Origin of the sequence: Planosporangium flavigriseum (assembly GCF_011947225.1) — a bacterium.
GTDB classification, from domain to species: Bacteria; Actinomycetota; Actinomycetes; order Mycobacteriales; family Micromonosporaceae; genus Planosporangium; species Planosporangium flavigriseum.
The window spans coordinates 19,473-34,199 of record NZ_JAATVW010000008.1 but is presented as its reverse complement, the minus strand read 5'-3'; the positions used below and the strand labels follow the sequence as shown (position 1 = coordinate 34,199).

Annotated in this window: 14 protein-coding genes; 6 read left to right on the top strand and 8 right to left on the bottom strand. The window is 71.7% G+C overall.

Translation table 11 applies throughout. From position 1 onward, the window contains the following. Window position 1 precedes the first annotated feature (1 nt). From pqqB to pqqE, 4 genes are read left to right on the top strand one after another with little or no spacing between them, the layout of a single operon-like run. On the top strand, window positions 2-892 hold the full coding sequence (pqqB, locus tag HC028_RS13390; RefSeq protein ID WP_203981583.1) for a pyrroloquinoline quinone biosynthesis protein PqqB: 891 nt from the start codon (window positions 2-4) through the stop codon (window positions 890-892). Beyond that, window positions 889-1,605: a pyrroloquinoline-quinone synthase PqqC gene (pqqC, locus tag HC028_RS13385; RefSeq protein ID WP_239075719.1), complete on the top strand. Its 717-nt coding sequence runs from the start codon at window positions 889-891 to the stop codon at window positions 1,603-1,605. Before pqqB ends, pqqC begins: the two co-directional genes overlap by 4 nt. Further along, window positions 1,602-1,853, top strand: coding sequence for a pyrroloquinoline quinone biosynthesis peptide chaperone PqqD (gene pqqD, locus HC028_RS13380; RefSeq protein ID WP_203981584.1), 252 nt, complete (start codon window positions 1,602-1,604; stop codon window positions 1,851-1,853). Before pqqC ends, pqqD begins: the two co-directional genes overlap by 4 nt. Beyond that, complete coding sequence (gene pqqE / locus HC028_RS13375) at window positions 1,850-2,944, top strand: pyrroloquinoline quinone biosynthesis protein PqqE (protein WP_203981585.1); 1,095 nt, start codon at window positions 1,850-1,852, stop codon at window positions 2,942-2,944. The genes pqqD and pqqE overlap by 4 nt, the downstream gene beginning before the upstream one ends. Here the strand turns inward: pqqE and HC028_RS13370 are convergent. The 4 genes from HC028_RS13370 to HC028_RS13355 form a co-directional block, all read right to left on the bottom strand. Then, window positions 2,941-5,274 (bottom strand): EAL domain-containing protein, encoded by a 2,334-nt coding sequence (locus HC028_RS13370; protein WP_168077088.1) that lies wholly within the window; start codon window positions 5,272-5,274, stop codon window positions 2,941-2,943. The genes pqqE and HC028_RS13370 overlap by 4 nt on opposite strands. An 81-nt stretch (window positions 5,275-5,355) precedes the next feature. Continuing rightward, window positions 5,356-6,153: a hypothetical protein gene (locus HC028_RS13365; RefSeq protein WP_168077086.1), complete on the bottom strand. Its 798-nt coding sequence runs from the start codon at window positions 6,151-6,153 to the stop codon at window positions 5,356-5,358. Next, a complete protein-coding gene (locus HC028_RS13360) occupies window positions 6,150-6,809 on the bottom strand; it encodes a hypothetical protein (RefSeq protein ID WP_168077084.1) in 660 nt (219 codons plus the stop codon). The genes HC028_RS13365 and HC028_RS13360 overlap by 4 nt, the downstream gene beginning before the upstream one ends. Next, on the bottom strand, window positions 6,806-7,309 hold the full coding sequence (locus HC028_RS13355; protein WP_168077082.1) for a pyruvoyl-dependent arginine decarboxylase: 504 nt from the start codon (window positions 7,307-7,309) through the stop codon (window positions 6,806-6,808). Before HC028_RS13355 ends, HC028_RS13360 begins: the two co-directional genes overlap by 4 nt. A 399-nt stretch (window positions 7,310-7,708) precedes the next feature. Between HC028_RS13355 and HC028_RS13350 the strand changes: the two genes are divergently transcribed. Next, a complete protein-coding gene (locus tag HC028_RS13350) occupies window positions 7,709-8,161 on the top strand; it encodes a flavodoxin family protein (protein ID WP_168077080.1) in 453 nt (150 codons plus the stop codon). A 16-nt stretch (window positions 8,162-8,177) separates the two neighbouring features. On the opposite strand, the gene HC028_RS13345 is transcribed toward HC028_RS13350, so the two are convergent. Then, window positions 8,178-9,836 carry a sugar transferase gene (locus HC028_RS13345; RefSeq protein WP_168077078.1) on the bottom strand — a complete coding sequence of 553 codons (1,659 nt, stop codon included), beginning with the start codon at window positions 9,834-9,836 and terminating at the stop codon, window positions 8,178-8,180. 431 nt (window positions 9,837-10,267) lie between these two features. Here HC028_RS13345 and HC028_RS13340 point away from each other — a divergent pair, with 431 nt between their 5' ends. Further along, the gene (locus tag HC028_RS13340; RefSeq protein WP_168077076.1) at window positions 10,268-11,902 is read left to right on the top strand and encodes an MFS transporter; all 1,635 of its coding nucleotides are present in this window, start codon (window positions 10,268-10,270) and stop codon (window positions 11,900-11,902) included. On the opposite strand, the gene HC028_RS27060 is transcribed toward HC028_RS13340, so the two are convergent. The 3 genes from HC028_RS27060 to HC028_RS13325 form a co-directional block, all read right to left on the bottom strand. After that, entirely contained in the window at window positions 11,886-12,053 is a 168-nt protein-coding gene (locus tag HC028_RS27060) for a hypothetical protein (protein WP_203981586.1), read from the bottom strand. The genes HC028_RS13340 and HC028_RS27060 overlap by 17 nt on opposite strands. Window positions 12,054-12,136: 83 nt before the next feature. Beyond that, on the bottom strand, window positions 12,137-13,180 hold the full coding sequence (locus HC028_RS13330) for an ABC transporter ATP-binding protein (RefSeq protein WP_168077074.1): 1,044 nt from the start codon (window positions 13,178-13,180) through the stop codon (window positions 12,137-12,139). Beyond that, on the bottom strand, window positions 13,177-14,703 hold the full coding sequence (locus tag HC028_RS13325) for an ABC transporter permease (RefSeq protein WP_203981587.1): 1,527 nt from the start codon (window positions 14,701-14,703) through the stop codon (window positions 13,177-13,179). Before HC028_RS13325 ends, HC028_RS13330 begins: the two co-directional genes overlap by 4 nt. Between the last annotated feature and the right edge of the window lie 24 nt (window positions 14,704-14,727).

Genomic DNA, 14,727 nt, shown 5'->3' with positions numbered 1-14,727 from the left:
GGTGCGAGTCCTCGGATCCGCGGCGGGCGGGGGCTTCCCGCAGTGGAACTGCGCCTGCCGGAACTGTGCGGGCGTACGGGCCGGCACCGTCGCGGCCCGTACGCGTACCCAGTCGTCCGTCGCGGTCAGCGCGGACCGGCGGCGGTGGCTGCTCGTCAACGCCACCCCTGACGTCGGCCCCCAGCTGGCCATGGCCGCGCCGGCCGGCGACGGCCGGGTCCGAGCCAGACCCGTCACCGCCGTGCTGCTCACCGACGCCGAACTCGACCATGTCGCCGGCCTGCTGACGCTCCGCGAAGGCGGCGGCCTCGTGGTGTACGCGACGGCCTGGATCCTGTGGGCCGCCGCGCCGATCCTCGACATCCTGTCGGCGTACGTGCCGGTCGGCCGGCGGCAGCTGCCGGTCGGCGTCGACACGCTGCTCACCGGCGCTTCCGGCCTGTCCTGCCGGCCGATCGCGGCCGGGTCGGCGAAGCTGCCCCGCTACGTCCGTGGGCTGCCCGCCGACGCGACGGCGGTCATCGGGTACCGGTTCACCGACGCGGTGGGCGCGATCCTGGCGTACGTGCCGTGCCTGCCGGAGCTGACCGACGACATCGCCGCGGAGCTCAAGGGCAGCGACTGCGTCTTCCTGGACGGCACCTGCTGGACCGACGACGAACTGGCCGTGGTCGGCCTGCCCGCGAAGAGCGCCCGTTCGATGGGGCACGCGCCGGTCACCGGGCCCGCTGGCACCCTGGAACGGTTCGCGGCGCTGCCGACGCGCCGGCGGATCTACACCCACCTCAACAACACCAACCCGCTCCTGGTCGAGGACTCGGTGCAGCGCAAGCGGGTCGAGGGGTACGGGATCGAAGTCGCGTACGACGGGATGGAGTTCGAGCTGCCGTGAACGCCGCCGTGAACGCCGCCGTTAACGCCGCTGTGGATGACGCTTTCGTCGCCGAGCTACGCAGCCGCTCGACGGCGTACTGGGCCAACCATCCGTTCCAGCGGGCGATGCTCGCCGGCCGGTCGACGCGCGAACAGGTCCGCGGCTTCGTGGCCAACAGGTGGTACTACCAGAAGTCGTTGCCGCAGAAGGATGCCGCGGTCATCGCCAACTGCCCGGTGCCGGAGGTGCGCCGCCACTGGGCCGAGCGGCTGGCCTACCACGACGGCCCGCGCGAGGGCGTCGGCGGCCTCGCCGACTGGCTGCGCCTGTGCGACGCGGTGGGCCTGGACCGCGACACCGTGCTCGACGAGAGCACCGTCGTCCCGGGCGTCCGGTCGGCCGTCGACCGGTACGTCGCATTCTGCCGTACCGCCCACTGGACCGCGGGCATAGCCTCGTCGCTGACCGAACTGTTCGCGCCCGACCTGATGTCGCAGCGCATCGCCGCGTTCCGGCGCCACTACCCATGGATCGACGCGTCTGGACTGGAGTACTTCGAGAAGCGGTGCGTGCGCGCGCCCAAGGAGGCGTCGTACGCGCTCGACGTGGTGCTGACGTACTGCGCGACGCCGGAGCGCCGGGCGGCGGCCTGCGACGCACTGACCCGCAAATGCGAGGTGCTCTGGTCGATGCTGGACGCCATCGACGACGCGTACCGGGCCGAGCGGTGAGGCCACGCCTGCTCGCCGGCGCGACGCTTCGCTGGAACGCCGCCCGCGCCCAGTGGCTGATGATGCTGCCCGAGTCGGTGGTCGTACTCAACGAGACGGCCGCCGCGGTGCTGTCGCTGTGCGACGGCGAGCGCACCGTCACCGGCATCGTCACGGCGCTCGCGGCCGAGTACGACGGCGTGCACGCCGCTGACGTGGAGCAACTGCTGCGCGACCTCGCCGACCAGAGACTGGTGGAGCTGTCGTGACCGTGCCCGCCCCGCTGGGGCTGCTCGCCGAGCTCACCCACGCCTGCCCGCTGCACTGCGCGTACTGCTCCAACCCGCTGGAACTGGTCGCGCGTACCGATGAACTGAGCACCTCGGACTGGCTGGCGGTCATCGCGGCGGCCGCCGCCCTCGGGGTCGCCCAGGTTCATCTGTCCGGCGGGGAGCCGTTGCGGCGTGCGGACCTGCCGGAGATCGCGGCCGGCTGCGCCGATCGCGGCGTGTACACCAACCTGATCACCAGCGGCGTGGGCCTTTCTGCCGAGCGCCTGGCCGCGCTGCCGGTCGACCACGCCCAGCTCAGCGTGCAGGACGCCGATCCGGCCGGCGCCGCGCGGATCAGCGGCACCCGCGCGTGGGATCACAAGCTCGCCGCGGCCCGGGTGGTCAAGGCCGCCGGCCTGCCGCTGACGGTCAACGTCGTCCTGCACCGGCACAACATCGACCGCGTGGACACCCTGGTCGCACTGGCGGAGCGGATGGGCGCCGACCGGCTGGAGCTTGCCCACACCCAGTACTACGGGTGGGCGCAGCGCAACCGGTCCTGGCTGCTGCCGACGGCGGCGCAGGTTCGCGCGGCCGACGCCGCGGTGGCCGGGGCCGCGCGGCGGCTCGCCGGGCGGATGGAGGTCCTGTACGTCAGCCCGGACCTGCACACCGGCACGCCGAAGCCCTGCATGGGCGGCTGGGGACGGCAGCAGTTGACGGTCGCGCCGAACGGTGACGTACTCCCCTGCCCGGTCGCCCGCGTGCTCCCCGATCTGCCGGTCGACAACGTTCGCGACCGGCCGCTGCCCGCGATCTGGTACGACTCGCAAGGGTTCAACCGGTTCCGCGGCACGGACTGGATGGCGCCGCCCTGCCGGGGATGCCCACGCCGCGAGGTCGACTTCGGCGGCTGCCGTTGTCAGGCGTACCAGTTCACCGGCGACGCCGGTGCCACCGACCCGGTCTGCCGGCTCTCGCCGCACCGCCCACTGGTCGACGCGGTCCTCGCCACCGCGGTCCTCGCCACCGCGGTCCCTGCCGTCGATGCGCCGGACGTCGCGCCCGAGTACCGGCGACGGTTCTAGGAGGGCAGGCCACCGAGGTGCAGCATCGACACCGAACGGTCCATCCAGAGCAGCTGTGCCTTTGCGGGCCGGGGCGCACCGTAGAGCCAACCCTGCGCCCGGTCGCAGCCGTGCTCCCGCAGCCAGTCGCGCTGCACGAGCGTCTCAACGCCCTCCGCCACCACCTCCTGGCCCAGCGTGTGCGCCATCGCGACGACCGCACGGACGATCGCCTCGTTGGCGCTGCCCGCACCGACGCCGGCCAGGAAGGATCGGTCGATCTTCACGATCCCGGCCGGGATGAACCGGAGGTAGCTCAGCGACGAGTACCCCGTACCGAAGTCGTCGATGCACAGCGTCACGCCGAGGTCCCGCAGCGCCCGCAGGTCGGCGAGCACGCCCTCCGGGTCTTCCATCACCCCGGACTCGGTGATCTCCAGCCACAGCGCCGAGGCCGGCAGGCCGGTTCGGTCCAGCACGCCGCGGACGACGCCGACGAGCGCCGCGTCGCGCAGCTGGCGAACGGAGATGTTGACGGAGATGTGCAGCTCGGGCAGGCCGGCGGGGCGCTGCGCACGCCAGCGGACGAGCTGGGCCGCGGCCTCCTCCAACAGCCACGCTCCGCTCTCCACGATCAGGCCGGTGTCCTCCGCGATCGGGATGAACTCCAGCGGCGACACCGTGCCGAGCTCCGGGTGGTTCCAGCGCATCAGCGCCTCGAACCCGGACAGCTCGTCGGTGGCCAGGTCGACGATCGGCTGGTAGTGCACCGACAGCTCGCCCCGGTCCAGCGCGCCGCGCAGCGCCTGTTCGAGGTCGACCCGGATGCGTACCTGCTCGTGCAGGGTCCGGTCGAAGAACGCGTACCCGTTACGGCCCGACCTTTTCGCCTTGTACATCGCGGTGTCGGCGTCCCGGATCAGCTCGAGGGCCTCGGTGGCGCCGTCGGACCGGGCCACGCCGATGGAGGGCGTGATGATGACGCTGCCGACCGACAGGATGAACGGCGCGGCGAAGTCGGTGAGCAGGCGTTTGGCCAGGGACTCCACGAACGTCGACTGGGACGGGGCCGCCGTCAGGATGACGAACTCGTCGCCGCCGACCCGGCAGACCAGATCCTCGCTGCGCACCGCGGCCCCGAGCCGGCCGGCGACCGCGCACAGCAGCTCGTCGCCGACCACGTGGCCCCAGCTGTCGTTGACCATCTTGAACCGGTCCAGGTCGATGAAGAGCAGGCTGATCTCCTGCCCCTCATCCGCCACCCGGTGGCACCACCGGGTGATGGTCTCGGTGAGCAGCTCCCGGTTCGGCAGGTCGGTAAGGGCGTCGTGGGTCGCCCGGTGCCGCGCCGCCCGTTCCGCCCGGGCGCGGGAGTTGTTGGCCCGCACGATCCTGGCCACGATCGTTCCGGTGAGCAGGACGGACAGCGCCAGCCACACAACGCTGTTCCAGCCTCCCGACGGCGGGGACACGATCGCCATCACGGACGGCGCGACCAGGACGGCCGCGATGCCGATCGTGCGGACGACGCCGAGGTTGCGCACGACGACCGCCTGGGGCTCGGCGAGCGTACGCATCGTCGGGTGCAGCGCGGCGGCACCCACCGTGAAGAACGCCGTGAGGATCAGGACGTCGAACAGCGTCAGCAACGGGCTGCCCGTGCTGAGCCCGTCCTCGTGAAGCGCGTACAGCAGGTCCCCGACGAACATCACACCGGCCGAGGTGCCGAGCAGCCACAGGGCCGGCCGGCGCGCACCGTCGGCGAGCACGAGCTGCGCCACGATGACCAGGAGCAGCACGTCCACCATGGGGAAGCACGCCGCGATGATCTGCGGAACGGTCGACACCGCCGCCGCGCCGATGCGCGGCCCGGTCAGGAACGCCCACGCGGCCAGCGCGGCGCCGGTGCCGATGAGCAGGGCGTCGACGCGGGCGGGGTCGTCCTCGCCGGCGCGGCGGCGGCGCAGCATGTCGATCAGACCGTACGCGTACACCAGGTATCCAGGTACCACGAGCAGGTCCGGAAGGAGAGCCGCCGGTCCGGGTGGCATCGCGTCGGCGCCCGGCACCGTCGCCCGCAGGACGGCGCCACCGAGGAAGGCGATCTCCGCGGCGAGCAGCGCCCACCACGGTCTGCGCGCGCCCGGCACCCGAAGCCGTAACGTCCCAGTGACCGTGGCGACGATCGAGCCGATCGTCACGGCCAGGAACAGTGACAGCCGCAGTACGGAAGGGCCGAAGGCGTACAGCACGACCGCTAACGCGCCGCAGGCCAGGAAGGCCCATGCTGGCGCCGCGGACCGGGATCCGGGCCGCACGGCGGGGCGTGGAGTGCTGCTCAACGCAGGCATTCGCCTTCCCTCGGTTCATGCGAGTCGTACCGTCTTGCCTCCCATCGGCACGTGAAGCGCGCAATTAACGTGAATTCGTGATCAAATTTGCTCCCGGTGCACGACCCACACATTTGGCTCCCGGTAGATGCCAAGGTCAGCGGCGCGATCGACCGTCAGCGGCGCGAGCCCGCCGCGAATCACGTACTCGCCGTCGCCCGGGAGCGGCATGCCGACCCAGTACCGCCACTCGGCGACAGTCCCGCTGATCGTCATCGACGGGTATGCGACGCCGAGCACTTCCCCACCCACCCGCAGGTGCAGGCGCAGCCACGGGTCGAAGACCTCGCCGTCCTCGGTACGCCAGGTCAGGTACTGCTCCATGGGTACCAACGGGTAGCGCGCCTTCAGCACCGGCCGGACCGGCGCGATCAGCGCCGCCGCCCCGGCACTGGCCGCCGCCCGCTTGAGCGCGTCGATCATTTCGCCGGCGTACCCCTGGCCGGTGACCGCCGGCATCAGGGTGATCGACAGCGCGCAGGCCGCGTTCGGCCTGCCCCCGCGCTCGAGCAGGTCGGCGCTTGCCGTCACCGCACCGTCCCAACCGGACGGAAGATCGGCTACGGACCCGTCCCACTCCAGCGGCACCGACAGGCCGACGCCGCGGACCTCGTCGGTGGCGTCCACCAGCAACACCTGGTGCTGCGGCGCCCGTACCAGCAGGTCGGTCAGGTCGACGTCGTGGCCGGGGCGCCCGGCCAGCATGAACCTCGGCCAGCGGGAGTCGAGCACGCCGGGAACGGCGGTGACCAGGTCGGGACGGTCGGCAAGGGTGACGATCCGGGTACCCTCGCCGACCGCCCGTGCAGCTGTCCCGGCCGCCTCACGGTGGGCGGTCATCCGGCGCCGCCCGCAGGCGACGCTGCGTCGAACGTGGCGGTGTCGAAGGTGGCGGTGTCGAAGGTGGCGGTGTCGAAGGTGGCGGTGTCGAAGGTGGCGGTGTCGAACGTGGCGGTGTCGAAGGTGGCGGTGTCGAACGTGGCGGCGTAGTACGTCTGCACGTCGACAGCGTGCAGGCTCCACCCGGTCTCGCCCAGCCTTCGGAGTCGCCGGCCGACACTGCGTTCGTCGTTGTACGCGCAGACGTCGAACGCGAGCAGCCCTCGCGCCTCGGCGCATTGCCGCTCTACCTCGTTGGACATCAGCTGGAACGCGCCCTGCTCGGCGCGCTCCGGGTCGACGAGGGTGTACCCCAGGTAGAAAACCGCGCCGCGGGCAACCTCGTCCGGGTAGCGAGTCGCGAAGTACTCCGGGCTGATCCACGGCAGCGCAGCCAGGTCCCGCGCGACCGTGGTCAGCGCGAACGCCTCGTCGTTGGCGTCCCACAGGACGTACTTGTCGATGCGCTCGTCGACCATCTCCGCCTCGAACTCCTCGGCGGAGAACAGGTGCCGGGCGGCGGCCCTGGTACGGATGGGGTCGAAGGCGGCGACGTACAGCGGGTAGAACGCCGCGATGGTCGCCTCGTCCAGTTTGTGCTCGATGCTCAGCCTCATCGCGCACTCGCCCACGGCGCGGTCTCGTACGCGGCGATCACCAGCGAGCACACCGGCTCGCCGGTGCAGATCGCACCGTTGACCACCCACTCCGGCGGAGCGAACTCGCCCTCCCGCCCGGCGACGAGGTCGCGCAGGCTCGTGCTGATCGCGTGCGTCACGAAATCCTCGCTGGTCCCCTCGTGCTCGACGAACAGCCCGCCGCCGCCGTCGAGGCGCTGGACCCAGCCGATACCGGCCCACGCCTGCTCGCCCGGGGAGGTGGCCCGCTGATCGGCGTACACGCAGTAGAGGCGGTCGCCCCACTGCCCCGCCGGCACCGGCACGGTTCCGCTGACGTCGACCTTCGTGCGCGGCGGGATGACGCTGGACAGCCGGACCAGGTTGTAGTGCCCCAGGTCAACGGCGACGAGCGCCTCGTGGAAAGCGGACAACGTCGTTCCGCCCCGCCCGGTGGCGCGGAGAACGGGGATCTGGTCGTACACAGCTGAGGTGTGCATGAAACGTGGGCTCCGATCGGCCTGTCGTGGTGTCACTGACACCGGCAATTCGGTCATGCCGTGTCTCACCAGGCCGTGGAGATGCGCTGGACGCGGTCGCCGGTCAACGCACCGACCCGTCCGTCCCGCGCTCCACAGCCCGGTCATGGACTCGGTTTCAGAGCGCGGGTTTCGCCTCTCGCTCCCCGTCAGGCCTTGGGCGACCAGATGTGCCTGACGGATCTCAGCTCGCTCATCGGTGCAGCTTGCGCACCGACGCGAACCAGCATTGCACCCGTAATGCAACTCTGCGTCCCCTTACCGGGCATCCGTGGCAAACCGGAGGGACGACGCAGGTGGGATGCATCGGGGTTCCAGGTGGAGGATAAACAGCTGGTCGGTATCGGTACGCTCGGCCCGGTGAAGAGGCTGCTGATCGTCCACCACACGACGTCGCCGACGCTGGAGGCGATGTACCAGGCCGTGCGCGCCGGCGCCAGCACCGACGAGATCGAGGGCGTGGAGATCGTCTCCCGGCCGGCACTGGCCGCCACGGCGGTGGACGTGCTGGCGGCGGACTGTTACCTGCTCGGAACGCCGGTCAACATCGGGTACATCAGCGGCGCCCTCAAGCACTTCTTCGACCAGATCTACTACCCCTGCCTGGAGGCCACCGCCGGGCGCCCGTACGCGGCGTTCCTACACGGCAACAACGACGCCTCCGGGGCGGTACGCGCCATCGAGGCGATCACGACCGGCCTGCAGTGGAAGCGGGTACGGCCACCGGTCGTCCTCACCGGCGAGCCGGGCAAGGCTGGCCTCGAGGAGTGCTGGGAACTCGGCGCCACCGTGGCGGCCGAGCTGGCCGGCTGAAGACTGCAGGCTGCCGTCAGTTGCCGTAGGTGACCACCATGGGCGGGGGCTTCAACTTCATGACCTCCGCCGGTGTCATCAGGCGGTTCTTCGACTCGATCTGGTAGAAGATCTTGAACCCGCCGTACTGGAAGTTTCTGAAGCGCTTCATGTCCCGGCGGATCCACTCGTCGTACTGCTCGACCTTCGTCGGGATGTCACCGACCCAGCCGCCCACCGAGTCGACGTGCACGACGAGGTCCACCCGTGGGTCGTCGACCAGGTTGCGCTTGTCGGCGATCTCGGCGTTGCCGGGATCGTACGGGTCCGACATGCCGTCTCCGGTCGGCCGGAACTGATGGATGATCACGATCTTGCGGGGAATCCGGTACTTGACCGGCAGCTCCGCCATCGCGGTGATCAGCGGGTTCAGGTCGTCGGCCCGCACGTTTGACAGGTTTATGCCGGGCACTCCGTTGTGGCGGGGAAACATCCACTCCGGGTCGATCGCCAGGTGCACGAAGGGCAGCGCCAGGTACGACATGAAGTGCTCCAGCTCCTGGCGCGGGTCCGACCAGCCGAAGCTGAGATCCAGGAAGAGCAGCAGCCCGTTGGTCCGGCAGAAGTCGACGTACCGGTCCATGGTGGCGCCGTCGAGCCGGTGGCTGTAGGTGCCGGCCGGCCCCGGGTCGGAGTCGGGCACGCTGGCGACCAGGTCGATCCCGAGCGCGACCGGATGGGCCGGGTCGAGCTTCTCGTACTCCGCGCCCTGCGCCCGCAGCCGGTCCAGCACCCCGGCGTCGAGCGTCGCCGCCGGCCCGGTCTGGGCGGCCCCGGGTACCCCGTAGAACGCGACCACCCGGCGATTGGGCAGCACCGCGCCCTCGGCCGGGTCGAACGCCTGCGGCACGGCCAGCCCGCGCACGGGCCCCTTCAACACGGGCTGCTGCCGCGGCGTCTGGACGTCCAGCGCGGCAACCGCCACGGCGCCGACCAGGAGAACGGTCGCCACGGCCGCCACCGGCGCCGCGATGGGCCGGCGCGCCAGCGACCGGGCGGCGGTACGAGGTCGGGGCCGGAGTCGGGGCCGGAGGGCGTTGACGGCGCGGACCAGCACGGCGGCCATCTGGGGCAGGCGGACGAGGCGCAGGCGCCGCAGCAGGAGACCGACCACGAGCGTCCGCCCGTCGGACCGCACACACCGGAACCTCAGCAGTCGGGAGGCCGTCCCGTCCGCGCGGAGCGATCTCCTGGAGACGAAGATCGGGCCGGGCTCTTCGATCCAGATGAGCCCGACGATGACGATCCACAGTGGAAGCGTGGTCACGACGGCGGCGAACGCCACAACAGCGACGCATAGCGCCGTCAACCGCTTCCGCCAGGGGTCGTGCCGACCCGCCGGCGCGTCCATCCGGGTGCCGACGGATAGCGGCGTCGTATCCTCGGCGACCCCGACGTCCACCGCGGTGGCCGTCATCCCCCCGAAAAGGGCGCCGGCCACCACGTACCACCACGCGGACGGCGGCACCGAATGGGCGATGCGCAACAGCCAGCAGACCGCCGACATCAGCGCGAGGCTGACGAGGAACGCGGTGCGGTAGGTGCGGCTCGCCGCGCTCGGCTGATGGGAGGGCATCGACAGCCAAGCCAGCGCTATGACCAGGAAGAACGATCCGATGAACAGCGCATAGTTCACAGCCTGTACCTCCAGATACGCCGCTGAAGCGCAGTGCGGTGCAGGGCCTACGGCGCTGTGCTGGCCGTGGCCAGACCGACGCCGGAACGGCGCACCCGTCGGTGCGCAGGCATGGTCAGCGGCCGTGGCGACGCCTCGCCACAGCTGCGTCCGTCAGGAGCGTGACCCTGTGCCGACCGGGACGACGCCGGCCCAGACAGAGTCGAAGGAATGGCCACGGCGGGCCGGGCCATTACCCGCGGTGTACGTCATGACAAGCCTCGGGCGGGTGGGGTGCCCGGGCAGCAACCGCTCTACCCGGGCCCCCGCCGGTAAAACACGTGCCCTCCTCGGAATAGACGCGCGCCTGGGGCGTCGGGCCGCGCCGCGCCGCCCCAGGCGGGTCCGGAACGGTACGTGTACGGCCGGACCTGACGGGTACCCGGTCCCCAATGCAGCCGGCCGTTGCGGTACGCGCCTGGGCGCCACTGCGCAGGCGGACCTTTCGCGATCTGTATTTCGCCCAGTTCGCGACCATCACGGGCGGCTGGGCACAGACGGTCGGCGCGCAGTGGCTGATGGGCGACCTCGGGGTCGGTCCACTGTTCGTGGCGCTCGTGCAGACCGCCAACACGCTGCCGATCTTCGCGCTCGTGGTACCCGCCGGGGCGCTCGGCGACATCGTGGACCGGCGCCGCCTGCTGATCGCCGGCCAGTCGGTGATGTGTGCGGCCGCGGCGGCGCTGACGCTGCTGACCGCCGCCCGGCTGGTGAATCCACCGCTCCTGCTCCTGCTGATCGCTCTCATCGGCGTCGGGGGCGCACTGTCCATCACGACGTTCCAGGCGGTCACGCCCGAGTTAGTCAGCCCCGAAGAGATCCCGCAGGCGGCGTACCTCGGCGGCGCGAACGCCAATCTGGCCGCGGCGGTCGGCCCGGCCCTGGGTGGGGCGCTGATCGCCACCATCGGCCCGGTATCCACCTTCGCCTTCAACACGCTGTCGTTCCTCGGCGTGCTGCTGGTGCTCTACCGGTGGAAACGGCCGCCCGACCACCGCCCGCTGGGCGCCGAGCACATCGTGGGCGCCGTCCGGGCGGGCGTGCGCTACACCCGGCACGCGCCGCGCTTCGCCACCGTACTCGCGAGGCTGGCCCTCTTCGTCCTCTTCGCGAGCGCGCTGTGGGCGCTGCTGCCCGCCCTGGCTCGGGGCCCCCTGCGGCTCAGCGCCGGCGGCTACGGGCTGCTGCTGGCCTGTCTGGGCCTCGGCGCAGCGGCCGGCGCGTTCATCGTTCCCCGCATCCGTGCCAGGGTCGGCACGAACGCGGTGGTGACCGGTGCGACGCTGACCTTCGCGGCCATGATGGCGGTGATCGGGCTGTCCCGGTCGCCGCTGCCGGCGGTCGTCGCGCTGGTGGTGTCGGGGGCGGCGTGGATCGGCGTGCTGTCGACGCTCAACGGCACGGCTCAGGTGCTGCTCCCAGCCTGGACCCGGGCCCGGGCCCTCGCCTACTACCAGGTCGCGTTCATGGGCGGCCAGGCCCTGGGCGCGTTCGGCTGGGGCACGGTCGCCGACCTGGCCGGCGTGCGTACCGCGTTCGTGGTCCCGGCGGCCGGGCTGGTCGTCGCCGCCGCGGTCAGCATGCGGGCACTGCACCTGCCGGAGCCCCGGCTGGATGTGAGCACGATCGCGCACTGGCCGGAGCCACCCGCGCTCGACGTCGACTCCCGGGCCGGCCCGGTCCTGGTCACCCTGGAGTGGCCGGTCCCGCCGGAGAACGCCGACGCGTTCGTGAAGGTGATGCGCCAGGTCAGCCGGTCCCGCAAGCGAACCGGCGGGACCAACTGGGGCCTTTTCCGGGACGCCGAGGACCCGACGCTGTTTCTGGAGACCTTCACCGTTGCGACCTGGCACGAGCACCTGCGCCAGCATCTGGAGCGCGGGACCGTCTGGGAGCGCAACCTGGAGGCCGAGGCCCGCAGCCTGCTGATCGACGGCGCCGAGCCGCGAATACGGCACCTGATCTGGGCCGAGGCGCTGAAGCACAAGCCGGAGCTACGCCCGGTCCGACCTACCGCTGCCGACTGACTGCCGCCGGGGGTGCCGGTGCCAGCTCGCGGGTACGGGAGGCCCGTACGAGCAGGAGGGCGGCGGACCCGACCGTGACCACGGGTTCGAGGGTGGACAGGGTCGCGGTGGTGCTGGCGCCGAGCCGGGAGAGCCCGGCGAAGAACGTCACGATCCCCACAACGGTGCTGACCGGGCCACGTGATCAGCTGACTCGCCCACATGGGTCGGCGGTCAGACGGTTACGGGCGGTAACTAGTTCGTGCTCGGGTAGGCGGCTACGACGCCATCGACGGACAGCCGTACCCGCGCCCCTGGATCCGGCGTCCGTGCGCCCATGACGCGGGCGACCACCTCGGGCCCGCCGGGTTCAAGGTGGAGCCGGACGGTGGCGTCGTGACCGAAGTAGGCCACCTCCCCCACCCGTGCGACGATCCCCCCGTTGCCGCCATCGCGCGAGAGTTGGATCTGCTCGGGCCGGATGACGAGCTGCGCGGGTCCCTGAACGGATCCGGGCGCGACGGTCAGGGTCCCCAGCGCGCACTCGGCCCGCTGGCCGTCGACCGTTCCCGGCAGGAGCACCGCGGCGCCGACGAACTCGGCCACCGCCGGGTCGGTCGGGCTGCTGTACACGGTGTCCGGCGTACCCACCTGGACCAGCCGCCCCTCCCGCATGACCGCGACCTGATCGGCCAGGGACAGCGCCTCGTCCTGGTCGTGGGTGACCAGGACGGCGGTGGCGTGCGCGGTGCGCAGGGCCTGCGCGACGGCGCGGGCCGTACTGAGCCGAAGCGCCGCGTCCAGGGACGAGAACGGCTCGTCGAGCAGCACGACCGACGGCTGCGGAGCGAGCGCACGGGCGAGGGCGACGCGCTGCTGCTGCCCACCGGAGAGTTCGTGCGGGTACCGTGTGGCGACCCGGCGGTCGAGCTCGACGAGGTCGAGAAGCTCGTCCACGCGCTTCCGGGCGCGGCGGGCGGCGCGGGGCAGCCCGAAGGTGACGTTCGCGGCGACGTCGAGATGCGGGAACAGCGCGCCCTCCTGCGGCACGTACCCGACCCGGCGGCGCTGCGGCGGGACGGTTCCGCCGGGGCCGGCGACCTGCTGGTCGCCGAAGGCGATCGTGCCGCTGTCGGGGCTCAGGAACCCGGCGACCATCCGCAGCAGGGTGGTCTTTCCGCAGCCGGACGGGCCGAGCACGGCGGTGAGGCTCTCGGCGGGTACGTCGAGGTCCACCCCGGCGAGCGCTTGGACGGGCCCGAAGCTCTTGGTGAGCTGGCGGATCGTCAGTGCGGTCATGACGTACTCCTGGAACTTCGGGTGAGCAGGTAGGTGGCCGGCGCCGAGATGATCACCATCAGAGCAGCGTAGGGCGCGGCGGCACCGTAGTCGATGTCACTGCTGTAGGTCCAGAACTGGGTGGCCAGGGTCCGGGTACCGGTGGGCGCCAGCAGCAGCGTCGCGGTGAGTTCGGTGACGACCGCGAGGAACACCAGCGCGGCGCCGGCCCCGATCCCCGGGGCGATGAGCGGCAGGATCACCCGCCGCAGCGTGGCCGCGCCGCGGGTGCCCAGGGAGTGGGCGACGTCCTCGAGGCCCGGGGGCGCCTGCGCGATCGCCGCCCGAGCGCTGACCATCGCCCGGGGCAGGAAGAGGATGGCATACCCGGCCAGCAACAGCCCGGTCGTCTGGTACGCGGCCGGCACGAAGCGGATCGACACCGTCACGAGCGCCAGGGCGACGACGATGCCTGGCAGCGCGTTGGCGATGTAGGTGCTGCGCTCCAGCAGGGTGCTGACGCTCCCCCGGTGCCGCACGGACAGCCACGCGACCGGGAGCGCCAGCGCGGTGGTGAGCAGCGCCGCGACCAGCGCCAGGCCGATGGAGGCCCCAGCGGTCGCCGCGAGGTCGCCGACCGGGAACGCCGTCGACGCGCCGACGACCAGCCAGTGCACCAGACTGCCGAGCGGCACCCCGAGCGCGAGCACCACCACGCCGAACACGGCCGCGAGGGCCGGGACGGTCGCACCGCCCAGCCGTACGGGTTCGGCGGTGCGGGCCGCGCCCCGGCCCACGCGGGCATACCGCCGCCGTCCGCGCAGTCGCAACTCGGCCGTCAGTAGCAGCGCGCAGAGGCCGACCAGGACCACGGCCAGCATGTTGGCCGCCGGGGCGCTGAACGCCGACTCGTACTGGTCGAAGATCGCGGTGGTGAACGTCGGGTACCGCAGCATCTGCAGGGCGCCGAACTCGGCGAGCAGGTGCAGCCCGACCAAGAGCGAACCGCCCAGTACGGCGGGGCGAAGCTGCGGCAGCACGACCCGGGCGAAGGTACGCCACGGCCCGTGGCCGAGCGCGCGGGCGCTCTCCTCCAGGGCGGGGTCCAGACCACGCAGCGCCGCCGCGGTGGGCAGGTAGACCAGCGGGTAGTACGAGATCGTGACGATGAGCAGCGCGCCCCAGTACCCCTCGACCGCCGGGGTGAGCGATACCCAGCCGAAACTGGTCACGAACGCCGGCACTGCGAGGGGCGCGGCCAGCAGCGCGTTCCAGATCCGCCGGCCGGGCAGGTTGGTGCGCTCCACCAGCCAGGCCGCGCCGGTTCCGAGCGCGGCCGATCCGACCATGCAGCCCAGCGTGAGCCGGACCGTGTTGACGAGCAGGTCGCCGACGCGGGGACGGACCAGCAGCCGCCACGCCTCGTCCCAGCCGGTGCTGACCGTGTACCCGATGACGAAGGCCAGCGGGATCGCGGCGACGAGGGCGACAAGGACGCATACGGCGAGCAGCAGGGGCGGGTACGTCGCGACGCGGCGCCCCACCCCTGTCCACTTGAAAGAGTTGCT

What these genes read in the sequence shown, in the direction of transcription:
- HC028_RS13360 (WP_168077084.1), bottom strand. Translation starts at nt 6,809, where the DNA reads ATGAGGCTGAGCATCGAGCACAAACTGGACGAGGCGACCATCGCGGCG.
- HC028_RS13330 (WP_168077074.1), bottom strand. Translation starts at nt 13,180, where the DNA reads ATGACCGCACTGACGATCCGCCAGCTCACCAAGAGCTTCGGGCCCGTC.
- HC028_RS13340 (WP_168077076.1), top strand. Translation starts at nt 10,268, where the DNA reads ATGCAGCCGGCCGTTGCGGTACGCGCCTGGGCGCCACTGCGCAGGCGG.
- HC028_RS13355 (WP_168077082.1), bottom strand. Translation starts at nt 7,309, where the DNA reads ATGCACACCTCAGCTGTGTACGACCAGATCCCCGTTCTCCGCGCCACC.
- HC028_RS13370 (WP_168077088.1), bottom strand. Translation starts at nt 5,274, where the DNA reads ATGCCTGCGTTGAGCAGCACTCCACGCCCCGCCGTGCGGCCCGGATCC.
- HC028_RS13365 (WP_168077086.1), bottom strand. Translation starts at nt 6,153, where the DNA reads ATGACCGCCCACCGTGAGGCGGCCGGGACAGCTGCACGGGCGGTCGGC.